The sequence below is a fragment of the Maribacter aquivivus genome (genome assembly GCF_900142175.1).
In the GTDB taxonomy this organism is placed as follows: Bacteria; Bacteroidota; Bacteroidia; order Flavobacteriales; family Flavobacteriaceae; genus Maribacter; species Maribacter aquivivus.
Map to the genome: position 1 here is coordinate 72,549 of NZ_FQZX01000003.1, position 17,965 is coordinate 90,513.

General features: G+C 36.0%; 15 protein-coding genes. 3 read left to right on the forward strand and 12 right to left on the reverse strand.

From position 1 onward, the window contains the following. Positions 1 to 161 precede the first annotated feature (161 nt). Both BUC31_RS16130 and udk read right to left on the reverse strand, forming a co-directional pair. Entirely contained in the window at positions 162 to 494 is a 333-nt protein-coding gene (locus BUC31_RS16130; protein WP_073246177.1) for an FtsB family cell division protein, read from the reverse strand. Further along, positions 494 to 1,108 (reverse strand): uridine kinase, encoded by a 615-nt coding sequence (udk, locus tag BUC31_RS16135; protein ID WP_073246179.1) that lies wholly within the window; start codon positions 1,106 to 1,108, stop codon positions 494 to 496. The genes BUC31_RS16130 and udk overlap by 1 nt, the downstream gene beginning before the upstream one ends. Before the next feature lie 107 nt (positions 1,109 to 1,215). Between udk and BUC31_RS16140 the strand changes: the two genes are divergently transcribed. Next, positions 1,216 to 2,439: a multidrug effflux MFS transporter gene (locus BUC31_RS16140; RefSeq protein WP_073246180.1), complete on the forward strand. Its 1,224-nt coding sequence runs from the start codon at positions 1,216 to 1,218 to the stop codon at positions 2,437 to 2,439. Positions 2,440 to 2,579: 140 nt separating this feature from the next. Here the strand turns inward: BUC31_RS16140 and acs are convergent, their stop codons facing one another. From acs to nagB, 9 genes are all read right to left on the reverse strand, one after another. Beyond that, positions 2,580 to 4,487: an acetate--CoA ligase gene (acs, locus tag BUC31_RS16145; RefSeq protein ID WP_073246181.1), complete on the reverse strand. Its 1,908-nt coding sequence runs from the start codon at positions 4,485 to 4,487 to the stop codon at positions 2,580 to 2,582. Positions 4,488 to 4,558: 71 nt separating this feature from the next. Next, a complete protein-coding gene (locus BUC31_RS16150; RefSeq protein ID WP_073246183.1) occupies positions 4,559 to 6,253 on the reverse strand; it encodes a sodium:solute symporter family protein in 1,695 nt (564 codons plus the stop codon). 33 nt (positions 6,254 to 6,286) lie between these two features. Further along, complete coding sequence (locus BUC31_RS16155) at positions 6,287 to 6,547, reverse strand: DUF4212 domain-containing protein (RefSeq protein WP_073246184.1); 261 nt, start codon at positions 6,545 to 6,547, stop codon at positions 6,287 to 6,289. Between the two features lie 132 nt (positions 6,548 to 6,679). Continuing rightward, the gene (locus BUC31_RS16160) at positions 6,680 to 7,756 is read right to left on the reverse strand and encodes an anhydro-N-acetylmuramic acid kinase (protein ID WP_073246185.1); all 1,077 of its coding nucleotides are present in this window, start codon (positions 7,754 to 7,756) and stop codon (positions 6,680 to 6,682) included. Further along, positions 7,743 to 8,597 (reverse strand): CPBP family intramembrane glutamic endopeptidase, encoded by an 855-nt coding sequence (locus BUC31_RS16165; protein WP_073246187.1) that lies wholly within the window; start codon positions 8,595 to 8,597, stop codon positions 7,743 to 7,745. The genes BUC31_RS16160 and BUC31_RS16165 overlap by 14 nt, the downstream gene beginning before the upstream one ends. Then, positions 8,594 to 10,159: a glycoside hydrolase family 3 protein gene (locus tag BUC31_RS16170; protein ID WP_073246192.1), complete on the reverse strand. Its 1,566-nt coding sequence runs from the start codon at positions 10,157 to 10,159 to the stop codon at positions 8,594 to 8,596. The genes BUC31_RS16165 and BUC31_RS16170 overlap by 4 nt, the downstream gene beginning before the upstream one ends. Further along, positions 10,152 to 11,426 (reverse strand): MFS transporter, encoded by a 1,275-nt coding sequence (locus tag BUC31_RS16175; RefSeq protein WP_073246193.1) that lies wholly within the window; start codon positions 11,424 to 11,426, stop codon positions 10,152 to 10,154. The genes BUC31_RS16170 and BUC31_RS16175 overlap by 8 nt, the downstream gene beginning before the upstream one ends. Beyond that, complete coding sequence (locus BUC31_RS16180; protein WP_073246194.1) at positions 11,410 to 12,945, reverse strand: glycoside hydrolase family 10-like protein; 1,536 nt, start codon at positions 12,943 to 12,945, stop codon at positions 11,410 to 11,412. Before BUC31_RS16180 ends, BUC31_RS16175 begins: the two co-directional genes overlap by 17 nt. 58 nt (positions 12,946 to 13,003) lie before the next feature. Further along, positions 13,004 to 14,932 (reverse strand): glucosamine-6-phosphate deaminase, encoded by a 1,929-nt coding sequence (gene nagB / locus BUC31_RS16185; RefSeq protein ID WP_073246208.1) that lies wholly within the window; start codon positions 14,930 to 14,932, stop codon positions 13,004 to 13,006. 203 nt (positions 14,933 to 15,135) lie between these two features. On the opposite strand from nagB, the gene BUC31_RS16190 reads away from it, so the two are divergent. Together BUC31_RS16190 and murQ are read left to right on the forward strand one after the other, a co-directional pair. After that, positions 15,136 to 15,885, forward strand: a complete 750-nt coding sequence (locus BUC31_RS16190) for a DeoR/GlpR family DNA-binding transcription regulator (protein WP_073246212.1) — start codon at positions 15,136 to 15,138, stop codon at positions 15,883 to 15,885. Positions 15,886 to 15,889: 4 nt separating this feature from the next. Beyond that, positions 15,890 to 16,702, forward strand: coding sequence for an N-acetylmuramic acid 6-phosphate etherase (murQ, locus tag BUC31_RS16195; protein WP_073246214.1), 813 nt, complete (start codon positions 15,890 to 15,892; stop codon positions 16,700 to 16,702). A 91-nt stretch (positions 16,703 to 16,793) separates the two neighbouring features. On the opposite strand, the gene BUC31_RS16200 is transcribed toward murQ, so the two are convergent. Beyond that, positions 16,794 to 17,915 (reverse strand): PQQ-dependent sugar dehydrogenase, encoded by a 1,122-nt coding sequence (locus tag BUC31_RS16200; RefSeq protein WP_073246216.1) that lies wholly within the window; start codon positions 17,913 to 17,915, stop codon positions 16,794 to 16,796. Between the last annotated feature and the right edge of the window lie 50 nt (positions 17,916 to 17,965).

Below are 17,965 nucleotides of genomic sequence, written 5' to 3' on the forward strand. Positions count from 1 at the left end.
CAATTATTTATGGGGCTAATGAAAGCTTTTTGTTAACACTAAGTGAATAAGCACTTACTTTTCTTTAATAAAGCGTTAAACTTTTAATTATGAAACGGTTAAGCTACTGTTTATTGTGTAGTATGTAGAAAGACTAAAACTTATTAAAATGATATGAAAAACTATTCTTTATCCTTAAGTTTTAAACTATCCTCGTATTCAATAAGATAGATTTCTTCATTTTTTTTCTTTAAATAGTACTCTTCTCGAGCAAAACGCTCAAGCTCATCTTCGTCAGATAATTTTTCGATAATTTTTTTATCTCTAGCAATTTCATCTTTCAAAAAATCTTGAGTTTTTTCTAGTTTTTTTATTTCTTTTCTCAATTCCAAATGAATTAGAAGTGAATTGGTGTCAAAAAAAAGCATCCAAACAAGAAAAACGGACAGTACTAATACATACATATTAGTCATGACTTTAAACCATTTTTTTTGTTTTAAATCTTTGAATGCCATTACTCTTGCATTATTTTTTCATTAATAATACTCTTAACTATTTCAACGGCAACTGTATTATATTTATTATTCGGAATAATAATATCTGCATATTCTTTTGTTGGCTCAATAAACTGTTCGTGCATTGGCTTAATTACAGCTTGGTATTTTTCTATAGTTTCATCTAAATCCCAACCTCTTTCGTTGACATCTCGTTTTAATCTTCTGATCAACCTTTCATCTGTGTCAGCATGCACGAATATTTTAATATCGAACATTTTGCGAATAGCAGAATTGGTCATAATTAAAATGCCTTCTACAATGATAACTTTTGTAGGGTGTGTAAGTATAGTCTTTGCCGTTCTGTTACATTCTAAAAATGAATATACAGGTTGTTCTATAGATTCTCCATTTTTTAAAGCAATTAAATGCTGCTCAAGTAGCGCGAAATCGATAGAACTTGGATGGTCAAAGTTAGTTTTGCGTCTCTCTTCTAAAGATAAATGAGATAGGTCGTTATAGTATGAATCTTGTGAAATTACCCCAACTTCTTCATTTGGTAACTCATTTATAATTTGATTTACTACTGTGGTTTTTCCACAACCTGTTCCACCGGCAATACCTATAATCAGCATACATTCTAATTTAATGCAAAAGTACATATTTGAATTTCAAAAATGCATAAACTCAAAAATCAACTTTTAATAACATTGCATGAATTGTTAAGCCTTATTTTTGCGTGATGCAGAATGAACAGGTAAAACCGAATTTTGAGTTTGTCGCCTTAATGGCTTCTTTGATGTCAATTGTAGCGTTAACTATTGACGCAATTTTACCGGCAATGGCAGATATTGGTGTATCGATCAACAGTCTTGATCCTACGCAGAATCAATTGCTGGTAACAATGATTTTTTTAGGTTTGGGAGTAGGGCAGTTGTTTTTTGGTCCGCTTTCAGATAGTCTTGGTAGAAAACCAATTGTTTACATAGGTTTTACTGTTTTTTTGATAGCTAGTATCATTTGCCTATTAGCTCCAAATCTTGAAATAATGCTTGTAGGGCGTGTGTTACAAGGTATTGGTTTGTCAGCACCTAGAACTATAAGTATCTCTATTATTCGCGATACGTATCGTGGTGATTATATGGCCAAAATCATGTCGTTTGTAACTGCCTTTTTTATTTTAGTTCCTGTTGTGGCGCCTGCGATCGGTAAAGCGGTTATGGGTATAACAGGTTGGCAGGGTATCTTTTATTTGCAGTTGTTTTTTGCTTTGTTAGTGGGGATTTGGTTTTATAAAAGACAAGAAGAAACATTAAAACTAGAGTACAAAGTACCTTTCTCTTTTCATGTTTTTGTTAGAGGAACTAAAGAAATTATCAGACATAAAGAAACGGTTTCATGTACCATGATATCAGGATTTATCACTGGCTCTTTTTTGGTATATTTAAGTTCTGCTCAACATGTTTTTGAGGAACTATACGGACTCACAGAAACATTCCCTTATGTATTTGCTGGGTTGGCACTTTCTGTCGGATTTTCAACCTTAATGAACGGTACCTTGGTGTTGCGTTTTGGTATGCGAAATTTATCGTTCACGGCTTTAGTTGCTTTTACATTTATAGCCTTATTATATAGTTTGCTATTTTATGGTTCTAAAGACCCTAGCATAACTATTTTACTGATATTTCTTTCGCTTCAGTTTTTGTGCTTAGGATTTATTTGGGGTAATATGAGATCCATTGCAATGGAACCTATTGGACATATTGCGGGAATAGGTGCAGCGATTACCGGATTCATTTCTACAATTCTTTCTATACCTATATCTATATTCGTGGGTAGCTTTATTGAAGATTCGGTTTGGGCATTGTTTGCAGGCTTAGGTGTATGCGGACTCATATCTGTAGTGCTGTTCATGACCTTTAAGACTCGTCCTCTTTTTGCTAGTAATCGTGCATTTTCAAGTTAATCAAAGAATATTTTTTAAATCTCAGAGCATAGGCTCATTTATAAGTGAAGTTTTTTGTACAAAATAAAAATCCATCAGACTCATGGTTAAATGATTCTGATGGATTATATGATTTTTCTTCCTAAGAATTATATACGCTGTTATAAAGAACTATCCATAATTTCTTGAACAATTTCAGGATTAAGTAAAGTACTTGTATCCCCTAAATTACTAGTATCATTACTGGCTATTTTACGAAGAATTCTTCGCATAATTTTACCGCTACGTGTTTTAGGAAGTCCGTTTACAAACTGTATTTTATCTAGTTTGGCAATAGGACCAACATGTTCTGTAATCTGCTGATTAATTTCTTTTCTTAGGTTATCGCGATCTCTACTTTCTCCTGTTTCCTTTAAAATAACATATCCGTAGAGTGCATTTCCTTTTACATCATGTGGGAAACCTACAATAGCAGATTCAGCTACTGCTGGGTGTTCATTGATGGCATCTTCAATTGGTGCAGTTCCTAAATTATGACCAGATACAATGATGACATCATCAACGCGACCTGTAATTCTATAATATCCTACGGCATCTCTCAAAGCGCCATCACCTGTAAAATACATGTTCTCATATGCAGAGAAATAAGTATCTCTAAAGCGATCATGATTCCCCCAGATAGTTCTTGCAATTGCTGGCCACGGGAATTTAATACATAAACGACCTTCAACTTGGTTTCCTTTTATCTCTTTGGCGTTCTCATCCATCAAAGCTGGCTGTATACCAATAAAAGGTAGGGTTGCGTAAGTAGGGGTTGTAGGGGTTACGTACGGAATTGGGGTAATCATTATACCACCAGTTTCAGTTTGCCACCACGTATCTACAATAGGGCTATTCTTTTTGCCTACATTGTTATTGTACCAATGCCATGCTTCTTCATTTATAGGTTCACCTACAGACCCTAATACTTTAAGACTTGATAGATCATGTTTTTCAACAAACTCTAGGTTTTCTTTTGCGAGCGCTCTAATAGCAGTTGGTGCCGTATAAAACTGATTCACTTTGTGTTTTTCAACAACTTCCCAAAAACGACCAAAATCTGGGTAGGAGGGAACGCCTTCAAACATCAATGTTGTTGCTCCGTTGGCTAACGGACCGTAAACAATATAGGAGTGTCCTGTAATCCAACCAATATCTGCAGTACACCAATACACATCATTTTCTCTATATTGAAATACATTCTTAAAAGTGTATGCCGTGTATACCATATATCCAGCTGTAGTGTGCACCATTCCCTTTGGTGTACCTGTGGATCCTGAAGTATATAGAATAAATAACGGGTCTTCGGCATCCATAATTTCAGCAACGCAATCTGCATATGCTTCATCAAGCAATGGTTGTAACCATTTATCTCTTGCTGGCTCCATATGAATATCAGAACCTGTACGATTTACAACCAAAACATTCGCTACGCCAGGGCAAGCCTCTAGAGCTTTGTCTACAATACCTTTTAAATCGATTGATTTGTTACCGCGAAAAGAACCGTCTGATGTAAGTACAATTTTACAGTCAGAATCATTAATACGTGTTGATAATGCATGTGATGAAAACCCTGCGAATACTACAGAATGTATAGCTCCAATACGTGCACATGCTAAAAGTGCTACTGATAATTCAGGAATCATCGGTAAATAGATACATACTCGATCACCTTTTTTAACGCCATGATCCAATAAAACATTTGCCATACGACATACACGTTCGTGTAATTGCCTATAGGTAATATGAAGTGCTTCCTCATCTGGATTGTTAGGTTCGAATATGATTGCCGTTTTTTCACCTCTTGTTGGTAAATGACGATCTAAACAGTTTTCGGTTATGTTCAATTTAGCACCTTCGAACCATTTTATTTCCGGCTTCTTAAAATCCCAACTAAGCACATTGTCCCAGCGCTTACGCCAAACAAAATGTTCTTCGGCAATTTCTTCCCAAAACGCTTCAGGATTACGGACAGATTTTCGATAAACTTGATAATATTCCTCCAGATGTTTAATGTGGTAATTACTCATGGTATGCGTTAATTTAGTATGCAAAGGGTGTTGAAACCCTTTGGTTGTTGTTGAATGTTGATTTGTTTCATTTAATGTCCTGTGGCTTCACCTGCACCACTGGGTATTCTTATGTTTTCTACAATTTCTTGAACATCTTCAGGTGGCTCTGGTGTAAATTGTAAAACAATAATTGCTACAATAAAGTTAGCAATCATAGCGATACTACCAAACCCTTCTGGTGAAATACCGAACCACCAATCTTCAGGAGTTCCACCACCAAACCAGCCGAATTTGAACTTGGTCATATAGAACAACATAAGAACGATGCCGACAACCATTCCGCTGATGGCTCCTTCTTTATTCATTTTTTTATAAAAGATACCAAGAACAATTGCCGGGAAGAATGAGGCTGCTGCCAAACCGAATGCAAGAGCTACTACTGCGGCTACAAAGCCTGGCGGATTTATACCAAAATAACCTGCGATAACTACAGCAACTGTTGCTGCGCCCCTAGCGACCCATAATTCTGCTTTGTCAGAAATATTTGGTTTAAATACTTTCTTCACCAAATCATGAGAAACCGATGCCGAAATAACTAATAATAGACCTGCCGCTGTTGAAAGGGCCGCTGCCAATCCGCCAGCTGCTACTAAGGCAATTACCCAAGCAGGTAAATCTGCAATTTCAGGATTCGCCAGTACCATAATGTCATTATCTATGGTTAACTCGTTTTTAGCTTTGTCGGCTACATATTGAATTTTGCCATCTTTATTTTTATCGTCAAAAGATAATAGTCCGGTTTCTTCCCAATTTTTGAACCAAACTGGCATACTAGAGTATTCTTCGTTGCTAACGGTGTTAATAAGATTGGTTTTGGCAAATACAGAAACGGCAGGTGCTGTAGTGTATAGAATAGCGATTAGTAACAATGCTAATCCGGCAGACTTACGTGCATCTTTTACTTTTTTAACGGTAAAGAATCTAACGATTACATGTGGTAATCCTGCTGTACCTACCATTAAGGCTAGGGTGATGGCAAAAATATCGGTTACAGATTTAGAGCCGTCGGTATATTCATTGAATCCTAGTTCAGTTGATAATCCGTCTAGCTTATCTAATAAAAAAGTTCCCGAGCCGTCATTTAGAGTTGATCCCATGCCTAACTGCGGAATAGGATTTCCGGTCATTTGAATAGAAATAAAGATTGCGGGAACCATAAAGGCAAAAATTAAAACACAATACTGAGCTACTTGTGTATAGGTGATACCTTTCATTCCGCCTAAAACAGCATAAAAAAGAACGATAATCATACCAATTATAACACCTGTGTCAATATCTACTTGTAGAAATCTTGAAAATACTACGCCAACACCACGCATTTGCCCTGCTACATAAGTAAATGATACAATCAAAGCGCAAATTACAGCTACAATACGTGCTGTTTTTGAATAGTATCTATCACCAATAAAATCAGGGACTGTGAACTTCCCGAATTTACGTAAATAAGGAGCTAATAGTAATGCTAATAATACATAACCACCCGTCCAACCCATTAGGTATACTGAGCCGTCATAGCCAGCAAAAGATATAATTCCTGCCATGGAAATAAATGATGCTGCCGACATCCAATCGGCTGCAGTTGCCATTCCATTTGCAAGTGGCGAAACTCCACCACCAGCAACATAAAAATCTTTTGTGGATCCTGCTCTTGAATAAATCGCGATTCCTATGTAAAGGGCGAAGGTGAGTCCTACTAAAATATACGTCCAGGTTTGAACACTCATAATGTGGTTTTTTGGTGGTTGATGGTTGTGCTGTTATTCGTTGTAACCGTATTTTTTATCCAACTTGTTCATGAGTCTTACATAAACAAAAATTAGAATTACAAATACATAAATAGATCCCTGCTGCGCAAACCAAAAGCCTAATTTAAAACCGCCTATTTTAATGCTATCTAATACTTCTTTAAATAAAATGCCCGCCCCAAAGGAAACAACGAACCATATAGCCAATAAAATAAATAAGTACCTAACATTTTCTTTCCAGTAAGCGGTTGCTTTCTTTTGTTTTTCTGACATGTCTATTCCGGTTTTTATGAAGTGAATATCCTTCAATTCTTCAAAGGATCCTTCAAATAAAAATTAATATGTTTCAGCGATAGATTGCTGTGCATTAAATACTCGATTATCGAGTAAATTAGGCAAAAAAGTTTAATTGGGTATGAACAATACTCCGCTTGAGGAATCTTTTTTTGCACCAGTGACAGATGAGAGTACATTTGTTAATTGCTCTACTCTTAATACGGACATTAAAGCAAATACCAATGCTTCTTTAAATTCTATGATTATTTTTTCTGGTACAACTACTTTTGTTGTGTCGCCCAATTTTTGCTGCAAAGTTTCTATTAAAAATGAATTTAATGCGCCGCCACCTGTAATCAATAATTGCTGCTTATTGTGCTTGAAATTGAGATTTATTTGTTGCGCTACCTTATCGCAAATATGATGAATACTTGTATGTAATAAATTTTCAATGGTATCATCGTTATCTTCAACTATAGGAACCACTTCTTCTAAAAACCATTCATAGCCAATCGATTTTGGATGCGGTAATAGGTAGTATTTTAGACTGTTTAATTGCTCTAACATTTTAGTGTTAATGTTACCCGAACGTGCTAGTTTACCATCTTCGTCATATTCTAAATCAACTTTTCTAGTGATATAATTTAGAATCATATTTGCCAAACCAATATCATAAGCTATTCTTTTGTCCTTTACTTCAAAAGAAACATTACTGATACCGCCAAGATTTAAACAGTAATCATATTCATTAAAAAACATACGGTCACCTATAGGTACTAGCGGAGCTCCTTGTCCGCCAAGTGCCAAATCGTTTGTTCTGAAATCTGCAATTACTTTAATGCCTGTAGCGTTTGCTAAATGTTGCCCTGAACCTACTTGAAAAGTAAGAGCCATTTCTGGTCTGTGATGTGTGGTGTGACCGTGACTTGCTATGTAGTCTACATCTAATTTGTTCACGTTTATAAAAATCGAGGTTTGCTCACCTAGCCACGTACCGTATGTGTTATGTAGTTTTATAAGTTTTTCTGCGGATAAACTAATAGCATTTTTAAGGGTATTCAACATTTCTGATGAATACTTAACACTTTTTGTTTCTTTAATATCAAACTCCCACACCCCATTTTTCTCCCAAATGTGGCAATAGGCTAGGTCAAGACCATCTAATGATGTACCTGACATTAGACCAATAATTTTATATATTTTCATTTGCAATCAATTGGGGTTTCTTTTTTATTTGGTAATAATAGATGATTAAAAACACTAAAATTAATTCAGTGAGTAGAGAAAAAATAGAGCCTTCAAAGCCAAATTGACCTCCATTAATTTTGTTGTTTTCAGGAACCGTAAATTCAATAATACTATAAATATCTTGCCCACTAACATTAAAACCTAGTAATGACTGAAAGAGATTCCAGCTAAAATGGAATGCTATTGGGTACCATAAATTTTTCGTATACATATATGTAGCGCCCAAAGCCATACCGGCTAAGAAAAGCCCCAGTAAACTAAACAAACTTATATTAGGGTTGGCACCATGCATTAAGGCGAAAAGTACAGAAGAAACTATTAATGCAACATATTTGTTAAATGAGAGCATTAGATTTTTTTGAATATACCCTCTAAACAGCACTTCTTCTAAAATTGCCACTAGTATAAATAACACCGTGGTTAAAAATAATTCTTGTAAATTAAAATTGAATTTAGAGAATACAATCTCCTTGGAAGCTACTAGACCAAAATAGGCAATGGTCATAATTATTAACCCGAGTAGGGTGCCAATAACAATATCTTTATTTCTGCTTTTAATTTGAAGTCCTACTTCTATAAATTTTTCTTCGTCTACAAATTTCATAAAAAGCCAAATGAGTAGAAGTGTGCCTAAGAAAGAAAAAGCCGTCATAATTACGTGTTGTATGGTCGTTTCTTGGTAGTCTATATCGCCCATGGGTATGCCTGCTAGTAAAGCACCTGCAACTTGAAATAACCCTACTATTAGAAAGTAGGGTATTATGATTGCTAAAACTCTTAACCACCCATTATGATTCATAGGCTTTTTTCTATACTAAATGGCAATTTTCCTTTTGCTTCCAAAGTGCCCAAAAAATGCTCGGTTGCCACATCTTGAAATTCTTTAAAATTCTGATAAGCAATTACGGTAGCAGTGGTTTTTTCCGTACTGAAAAACTTCAATGCATACGGATTACCGAAGTGATACAGAATAACATTTTTAGAGGCTATCAGTTCATTTATAAAATCGATTTCGGCATCAAAGAATCCGAAGTTGTTGGTCGGTTTTATTTGGGGAGGAGTTAATAGAAGTAAGATTTCGGTTTCTTGTTCAACTTCCTTTTTCATTTCTAAGATATTATCTAAAATATCTTGCTTCGTTTGGTCGGTACCAAATCGTTTTATTGTTAACGTACAGAAGTTTGTTGTTTTAAATGCTGCTATATCTGCAGAAGTACCATGATGTAAAGTCAGTGAGTTTTCTGCTATCTTTCTATTTAAAGAACTTGGATCGGTCAGTTTAAGCGTTGAATCTTCTTTTAAACTCGCTTTTTCTTTTAGTTGCCAAATGCGTTCAATGCTTTTGTTAATTTGAGTTTCAGTGGCATTTCTTAAGATATGCTGAATACCTTCTTCTGTATGTTCTGCAAAACATAATACATCATTACCTGCGTCAAAAGCTAACCATTCTAGTTCTCCTTTAATAGGATAATGTTTTGACACCGCATGCATATTCAGCGCATCGGAAATAACAACCCCGTCAAAGCCCATTTCAGTGCGTAGTATTCCGGTAATAATATCTTTATTGATACTTGAAGGTAGGCTAGGGCTTTTAGTTAACGCAGGTACCGATAAGTGACCCACCATAACCGAATCGACACCTTCATCAATTAATTTTTGAAAAGGATACAATTCATTTTCAATAAGTTCTTCTTTAGATTTTTCAATAACGGGTAAGCCTAAATGCGAATCTGTAGCGGTATCTCCGTGACCAGGAAAATGTTTAATGCTCGTAAGCACGCCTTCACTTTGAGTGCCTTTTACAAAAGCAGTAGCCATGTTAACTACATTCTTTTTGTCATCGCCAAATGAGCGATACCCAATCACTGGGTTATTAGGGTTGATGTTGATATCAACGACAGGAGAAAGATTCCAATGTATACCTGCCGCTTTACAATCTTTTGCAATCTGCTTGCCCACTTCAAAAGCTAATACTTCGTTATCAGCATTTGCACCAAGAGTTATAGCATACGGGTATTGGGGCGTATTTTCAATTCGCATTGCTAAACCCCATTCGGCATCAATAGAAATTAGTAGGGGGTAGGTCGCTGCATTTTGATATCTCTTGATGAGGTTTTTTAAAGTGTCAAAACTATTCTCGTTTATAACTACTTTCTTCTTGCCTTCAAAATTGGTAGCAGCACTTGCTCTGGAATGAAAAAAACAGAGTCCGCCAACGTGATGTTCAGAAATCAGTTTTTCTAATTGTTGAATTTCTTCTTCTGTATCATTTATAAAAGCTGCGGGCATAAAAAGCTGTCCTACTTTCTCGGTCAAAGAGAGTTTTTCTATAGCTTCTATTGTAGGTATTATTTTATTCATTGGGAGCTGTTGTTTTTTTACCGAAATCTGCCGGATAAGAAATGAATTTTAGTAAGAATAGTGCAGGTAACGCAGCAATAACTACCCAAACGAAAAACCCGTCATAACCTAACCATTGTTGAATATAGCCACTAGCCATACCCGGTAACATCATGCCTAGCGCCATAAAACCTGTGGAAATTGCATAATGTGATGTTTTAGACTTGCCGTCGGCAATATAAATGAGGTACATTAAAAAGGCTGCAAAACCGAATCCGTAGCCGAATTTCTCAAAAATTACTGTTGCCGTTACTGCATAAATATTAGTGGTATTTGTCACCGCTAAAATGGCGTATAAAATATTCGGTAGGTTTAATGAAAGTACCATGGGTAGCATCCATTTTTTTAATCCATCTCTAGAAATTAAAACACCTCCTAAAATTCCGCCTATGGAAAGAAAGATAACTCCTGCTGTACCAAAAATGGTTCCTAGTTGTTCTGTTGAATATCCTAATCCGCCTTTATCGGGAGAATCTAGAAGAAATGGTGATGTCATTTTTACTAATTGAGATTCACCTAAACGATAGGTTAGAATAAAGGCTAGTGCTATACCAATACCTGGTTTTTTGAAAAAAGTAGTAAAAACTTCTAAGAACCCAGCTGGCTTTTCTTTTTCTTCGGTACTTTCAGATTCATACTTTGGTGTGACAAAGAAATTGGTCACCGTCATTATCAACATTAAAAATGCTGCTGCAGACATAGTCACACTCCAAGCTTTGGTATTGTCACTATATTTATTCTCTAAAAATCCTGCTAAAACAACAATCAACCCTTCACCAGTTACCATTGCTAGTCGATAAAAAGTGCTTCGCATGCCTACGAAAAAAGATTGTTTCTTTTCGGTCAAACCTAACATATAATACCCATCTGATGCTATATCATTGGTTGCCGATGCAAAAGCGGCCATCCAAAAACAGGCTAATGATGAAATGAAAAACATATTGGTAGGTAAGGTTAAGCCAACGCCCAATAACGAAACCGCAATTAATAGTTGCATGGCTAAAAACCATTTACGTTTGGTGCTTTTAAGATCTACAAACGGACTCCATAATGGTTTTAATACCCATGGTAAATACAGTAAACTGGTATATAGACCAATGTCCTCATTGCTAACGCCTAATTTTTTGTACATAATTACCGAAACGGTAACTACCAAAACATACGGCAACCCTTGTGTGAAATATAAAACCGGAACCCATGCCCAGGCGCCTTTATCTTTTTGAATCATTTTTAGGATTATTCTTTAGGTTGATGACTGTTGGTTTCGTTTCTGCGCCATAAAAATCAATAAAACTGATGCTGTAAAATGATTTACGATAATCTGATTTTGATATACAAATGGAATTAGAATTCGATGCTACTAAATTTTTTGAGAGCAATTTTTTAATAGGATATTCCTCTTTAACTTTTCTCCCTGCCTTGTACAAAAGTGCATAATGCAAGCCTCTTAAATCATCGTATTTTAAAATGACTTCATCACCTTCTAATAAAACATCTAAAAGTTTAGGTGTCGTTGAAATATGATTTTTTGCCAACGAAGAAACGGGGTTCAAAGCAGGTAATTTGTAATATTTTTTATGAATATATTCAACAACATCATCGTTGTCGTTCATTAGAGATTTGGCACTGAACATGATGTTTCCTTGAATTTCTGGTGTCTCTCGGGCGAGTTTTAATTGGTTGGGAATTTCCTTAATATCGTCCCAGGCTTTATCGCTGTTGTTTCTAATTTTATAAGGACCGTTACCTACATATAGGTTGGTGCCATAATTGTTTTTAGACCACCAGTCTACAATTTTGGTGTGCGATGCTACAGGCAGATCCATACTCCAATATACTTGGGGAGCTAGGTAATCAATCCATCCTTTTTCCATCCAAAGTAAAGGGTCTGCATATAAATCTTCATAGGTAGTTTGCCCTGCTTTAGTATCTGATCCTTTTGGGTCGGTCGAGTTGTTTTTCCAAACCCCGAACGGACTAATACCGAACTGTACCCATGGCTTAATTGATTTTATAGTATTGTGAGATTGACTTACGAGAGAATCTATGTTGCTACGTCGCCAGTCATCAATAGTCTGATCTTTTTGTGCGTAAGTTTCAAATGCTAAGGAATCATTAAAAACAGCATCTTTAATGGTGTAAGGATAAAAATAATCATCAAAATGAATAGCATCTACATCATAGGTGGCAACCAATTCTGCAATGATATTAGAAAAATGTTTGCGTACCTCTGGTAGCCCAGGGTTGTAATAGTTTTTTTTACCATAATGCACGATCCATTCTGGGTGTTTACAGTAATCATGGGTGTCAGAAAGGACTTCGAAATTTTCATCGAAAGTAGCTCTATACGGGTTCAACCATGCGTGAAATTCCATGCCACGTTGGTGAGCTTCGTTTATCATCCATTCAAGAACATCTGTATTCCACTTTGGTGCCGTGCCTTCTTTACCAGTTAGAAATCGAGAGTATGGTGCGTAATCAGATTCGTAAAAAGCATCTCCTGAAGCACGTACTTGAACGATTACGGCATTGTAATTTTCCTTTTCATAAAAATCTAGAATTTTAAGGTAGTCGGCTTTTTGTTTCTCAGAAGTATCATTGCCGTTTTTAGGCCAATCGATATTGACCACTGTAGCTATCCATACACCTCTAAATTCTCTCTTTGGATGTTTTTCGTACGATTGAAAAACTCCGCAAGAATTAAAAAGTAAAAGTAGAAGGGTGAGTAGTGTTAGTTGTTTTGTCATAAATGTAAAAAAGACCCATTTTAAAACTAAAAATAGGTCTTTTAATTCAATTTAGTTGTTAGTTAAATTTATGTCTTACAAAGGCCTCCATAGCAGCGTATGATGATAAGCCCATTGATTTGTATTTATTAGCGGTATCACGGTTTCTTTCTTCTGCACGCATCCAGAATTCTCTAGAGTCGTCACCTTGAAACATTACTCCGTCTTTTTGAGATTGGTGACAGAAAATAGCATATCGCTTTTTCAATACTTGCCCCGGACTCATTGGTACTGCCATTTCAATTTCGTTGATATCCCACTCATGCCAAGCACCTCTGTACAACCATACCCAGCAATCTTTCATAAATGACTCTGATTTCAATTCTTCGCATGCTGCAAATACGGCATCTAAACAAACCTTATGTGTGCCATGCGGATCGGCTAAATCTCCAGCGGCATAAATTTGATGAGGTTTTATTTGTTTGATAATATCTACAACTATCTTAATATCTTCCTCAGATAAATTTTTCTTCTTTATCGTTCCTGTTTCATAAAACGGAAGATCTAAAAAATGTACATTATTATCATCAAGCCCCATGTATCTGGTTGCGGCATATGATTCTCCTCTTCTTATTTTTCCTTTTAAATTTCTAACCTCTGGAGCGTCTATTCGAGTTTCGTTTTTCTCTGCTATAGATTTAATAATATTCTTAGCCTCATCAGACGGATTAATTTGCATGGCTATCTCTGCATATTTTCTAGCATCAGTATCTGAAACTGCAATGTTGCCAGAAGTTTGATATACAATATGTACATCATGACCTTGCTCTACTAACCTGTCAAAGGTTCCACCCATAGAAATAACATCATCATCTGGATGCGGACTAAATATGATTACTCTCTTTTTAGCGGGTGTGGCACGTTCTGGTCTGTGAGTATCGTCAGCATTAGGTTTTCCACCTGGCCAACCCGTAATGGTATGTTGTAATTTATTGAACATTTCAATATTTAGATCATAAGAATCAGCTAAGGCTAAAAGATCAGCCATACCGTTATCATTATAATCTTTATCTGTCAAACTTAAAATAGTCTTGCCTGTAGTTTCACAAAGCCAAACCATTGCTTTTGCCTTTAGCTCTTCGTTCCATTCGCATGCATCAACCAACCAAGGTGTTTTATTTCTAGTTAATTGGCTACCTGCACCTGTATCTAAAACAAAAGTACAATTGTCATGCTCTTGTAGGTACGTTGCCGGCACGTGCGAAGAAATATCGCCTTCAATAGTTTTTTTAATGATGCCTGCTTTGTTTTCGCCCCAGCCCAATAAAACAATTCTCTTGGCTTTTCTTACCGTAGCGATGCCCATAGTAATTGCTTTTCTAGGTACATTGGCTATACCTAAAAAAGAAGGTGCTGCATCTACTCTTGTAATGTGGTCTAAAGTAATTACTCGTGTTCCAGAATTAAAATGTGATCCTGGTTCGTTAAAGCCAACATGCCCCGTTCTACCAATACCTAATAGTTGAAAGTCTAAACCGCCATGCTCTTTTATTTTGCGATCGTAGCTTAGGCAGTATGCTGTAGTTTCTTCATTACTTACGGTGCCATCTGGTATATGAATATTTTTTTCAGGAATATCTACATGATTAAAAAGATGCTCATGCATGAAGTAGAAATAACTCTGTATGTTATTCGGCTCCATAGGTAAGTATTCATCTAAGTTAAAGGTGATAACATTTTTAAAGCTTAAACCTTCTTCTTTGTGCATACGAACCAACTCTTCATAAACTCTTATTGGTGAAGAACCAGTTGCTAAACCTAAAACGCAATTTCTTTTTTGCCCTTGTCTCTTTTTTATTAATGCAGCAATTTCATGAGCTACTACTATAGAAGCTTCATTGGAGTCTTCGAAAATGACATTATGTATTTTTTCGAATCGTGTTTCTTCAAACTGACCAATGGGTTTGTGGGTGATGTCGATCTTGGAATTTTTTACTGCTGTTTTCATGAGGTAGTGGTAGATTTTTGGATTTTTAAATCATGCAAATATATGCCTTATTTTTATTCAATGCAGTTTTTTGCAATAAATATTGCAGTATTATGCCGTTAATTAATCTTAATTATATGTTTAACTAACATTAACGTCATAAAACGGCATGTTGTAAAAATCGTTATCTTTGGCATATTGATAAGTAATAAACTTAATATTACATGCTAAAAGAAGAACGTCAGCAAACCATTTTAAGTGAGGTTGACCTGCACAATAGAATACTTATATCAGATATTGCTGAGGCATTAGATGTGTCTATAGATACTATTAGGCGTGACGTCAAAGAGCTTGATGCGGAGAATAAACTGCGTAAAGTTCATGGTGGTGCAATCTCTATGGGTTACATGACCAATAGTGCTAGAAATACTAATATATATAAGATAGAAGATAAAGCAGCAATTGCTACTAAGGCAGTTAGTATGTTGCGAGATGGTGCCGTTATTTTTTTAGATGGTGGTACTACCTGTATGGAACTTGCCAGAATTATACCTGAGAATTTAAACCTTACTTGTTTTACAATCAGTTTGCCGGTAGCTATGGAATTGTCTCACAAGGCGAATATTAATGTAATTTCTATTGGTGGACAAATTTCTAAGGAAGCACAGATTGCTATTGGAGCAAATGCCATTCATCATATTTCTGAAATACGATTCGATTATAGTTTTATAGGTACAGGTTATGTTGATGCAACCTACGGATTAACAGAATTTGATTGGGATATTGTACAAATTAAAAAGGCAGTAATTAAAGCATCAAAGAAAACTGTGCTTTTATCCATTTCTGAAAAACTAAATTCTCAGCACCGCTATAAAACATGTGATATCAATTCTATAAATACGATGATCACAGAATTAAAGCCAGATGACAAATTGCTAAAGGCTTTTAGAAATCACGATATAAAAATTTTATAAGTATATGGATTACAAAAAAATTACCGAGACTCCGTCTAACCACGACAATTTAGAGTTGATGGATACTACTACTATTCTTCAAAAAATGAATGAGGAGGATAAGAAGATTGCCGATGCAGTAGAAAAAACGATTCCGCAAGTAACAAAACTAGTAGATGCCTTGACAGAGAGATTCAATAAAGGCGGAAGATTATTTTACATAGGTGCAGGGACCAGTGGTAGATTAGGGATTTTAGATGCTTCTGAAATTCCGCCAACTTTTGGTATGCCGCATGAACGTGTAGTTGGTTTAATTGCTGGTGGTGATACTGCAATTAGAAAAGCGGTTGAAAACGCTGAAGATGCAACTAAACAGGCATGGTTAGATTTAAAAGCCCACGATATTAATACGAATGATGTGGTAGTGGGCATAGCTGCATCTGGTAGTACACCATACGTAATAGGAGGATTGGAAGATGCTAAGAAAAACGGCATCCTCACTGCGGCAATTACCAACAATCCTGGAGCGCCAATTGCCAGAATTGCAGATATTCCTATTGAGATTAATGTAGGTCCAGAATTTCTTACAGGTAGTACTAGAATGAAAAGTGGTACGTCTCAAAAATTGGTTTTGAATATGATTTCTACAGCTCTAATGATTAAGATTGGCAGAGTGAAAGGGAATAAAATGGTAAACATGCAATTAAGTAACGATAAGTTGGTTGATCGTGGTACGCGCTATATCATGGAAGGGCTGAATATTGAATACGCCGCGGCTGAAGCTTTGTTGAAACAACATGGCTCCGTTAAGCTAGCTATTGATGCTGGTAGGGGGTAATTGGCTCTTCTATATTTTACGTTAGAATAAAAAAGGTCTGTAATCAAATATGATTACAGACCTTTTTTGATTTCGAGAGCTTACTATTATTCTACTTTTTCGGAATTAGTTTATAAATACCTTTTCCTTCAACGGCTACATAAATAAAACCATCGGGACCTTGCTTTACAGCACGTACTCTACCTAGTCCGTCCATTAATTTTTCACGGGCGATTACTTTGTTTCCATCCATAACTAATCGTTCTAAATATTGAAAAGCCAAGGATCCTACTAAAAGACTCCCTTTCCAATTTTTGTACTTATCCGAAGTTACAAACTCCATTCCGCTTGGGGCAATAGAAGGTACCCAATAATGTATGGGTTGCTCCATTCCGCTCATTTCTGTTTTGTCGGTAATTGGGGTGCCACCATAATTGATTCCGTAGGTAACCAATGGCCAGCCATAATTAGCCCCTTTTTTAATAATATTTATTTCATCACCACCTCTTGGCCCATGTTCGTTATCCCAAATTTCACCTGTATCAGGGTGCTTTATTAACCCTTGCGGATTTCGGTGTCCGTAACTGTAAATTGCAGTCTTCGCGCCTTTTTCGCTTATAAACGGATTGTCTTTCGGAATACGCCCATCGTCATGTAAACGGTAAATTTTACCACCATCTCTTTTAATGTCTTGCGGGTTGATCTCTCTGTCGCCACGTTCGCCAATAGAGAAATATAAATATCCATCATTATCAAAAGCAATTCTGGATCCAAAATGTTGCCCTTTTGTAGTATTTGGTGCAGCCTTATAAAGCACTTGTTTTTCGGTCAAAGAATTGTTCTTCAATTTTGCTCTCATCAATGCGGTATGTCCACCTTTTTCTTCACCTTCAACTGATGCATAAGTAAGGTAGATCCATCCGTTTTCTTTGTACTTAGGGTGAAGGGCAACATCTAATAATCCGCCTTGACCTCTATTATACACTTCAGGTAAATTACCGATTATCGTTTTTTTTCCATTGTTAAAATGAATCAATTTGCCTTCTTTTTCAGTGATTAAAATACTATTGTCAGGAAAGAAGGTGAACCCCCATGGAATCTGTACCTCATCGACGAACAGCTCAGCTGTGAAAACAGACTCTTTGGGTGTAGTTACTTTGTTATCAGTATTTTGCGCGCAAGAAAAATTTAGCGATACAACGAATAAAAGGTTGAAGATGATACTATTTTTCATATACAAGCGTTAGAAATATATTAGAGAACACATGATTATTTAAAAGATAA

Excerpts from the sequence above, each read along its gene's own strand:
- BUC31_RS16160 (WP_073246185.1), bottom strand. The coding sequence starts at position 7,756 with ATGAAAATATATAAAATTATTGGTCTAATGTCAGGTACATCATTAGAT.
- BUC31_RS16175 (WP_073246193.1), bottom strand. The coding sequence starts at position 11,426 with ATGATTCAAAAAGATAAAGGCGCCTGGGCATGGGTTCCGGTTTTATAT.
- BUC31_RS16190 (WP_073246212.1), top strand. The coding sequence starts at position 15,136 with ATGCTAAAAGAAGAACGTCAGCAAACCATTTTAAGTGAGGTTGACCTG.
- BUC31_RS16170 (WP_073246192.1), bottom strand. The coding sequence starts at position 10,159 with ATGAATAAAATAATACCTACAATAGAAGCTATAGAAAAACTCTCTTTG.
- BUC31_RS16140 (WP_073246180.1), top strand. The coding sequence starts at position 1,216 with ATGCAGAATGAACAGGTAAAACCGAATTTTGAGTTTGTCGCCTTAATG.
- murQ (WP_073246214.1), top strand. The coding sequence starts at position 15,890 with ATGGATTACAAAAAAATTACCGAGACTCCGTCTAACCACGACAATTTA.
- nagB (WP_073246208.1), bottom strand. The coding sequence starts at position 14,932 with ATGAAAACAGCAGTAAAAAATTCCAAGATCGACATCACCCACAAACCC.
- acs (WP_073246181.1), bottom strand. The coding sequence starts at position 4,487 with ATGAGTAATTACCACATTAAACATCTGGAGGAATATTATCAAGTTTAT.
- BUC31_RS16165 (WP_073246187.1), bottom strand. The coding sequence starts at position 8,597 with ATGAATCATAATGGGTGGTTAAGAGTTTTAGCAATCATAATACCCTAC.
- BUC31_RS16180 (WP_073246194.1), bottom strand. The coding sequence starts at position 12,945 with ATGACAAAACAACTAACACTACTCACCCTTCTACTTTTACTTTTTAAT.
- BUC31_RS16200 (WP_073246216.1), bottom strand. The coding sequence starts at position 17,915 with ATGAAAAATAGTATCATCTTCAACCTTTTATTCGTTGTATCGCTAAAT.
- BUC31_RS16155 (WP_073246184.1), bottom strand. The coding sequence starts at position 6,547 with ATGTCAGAAAAACAAAAGAAAGCAACCGCTTACTGGAAAGAAAATGTT.
- BUC31_RS16150 (WP_073246183.1), bottom strand. The coding sequence starts at position 6,253 with ATGAGTGTTCAAACCTGGACGTATATTTTAGTAGGACTCACCTTCGCC.
- BUC31_RS16130 (WP_073246177.1), bottom strand. The coding sequence starts at position 494 with ATGGCATTCAAAGATTTAAAACAAAAAAAATGGTTTAAAGTCATGACT.
- udk (WP_073246179.1), bottom strand. The coding sequence starts at position 1,108 with ATGCTGATTATAGGTATTGCCGGTGGAACAGGTTGTGGAAAAACCACA.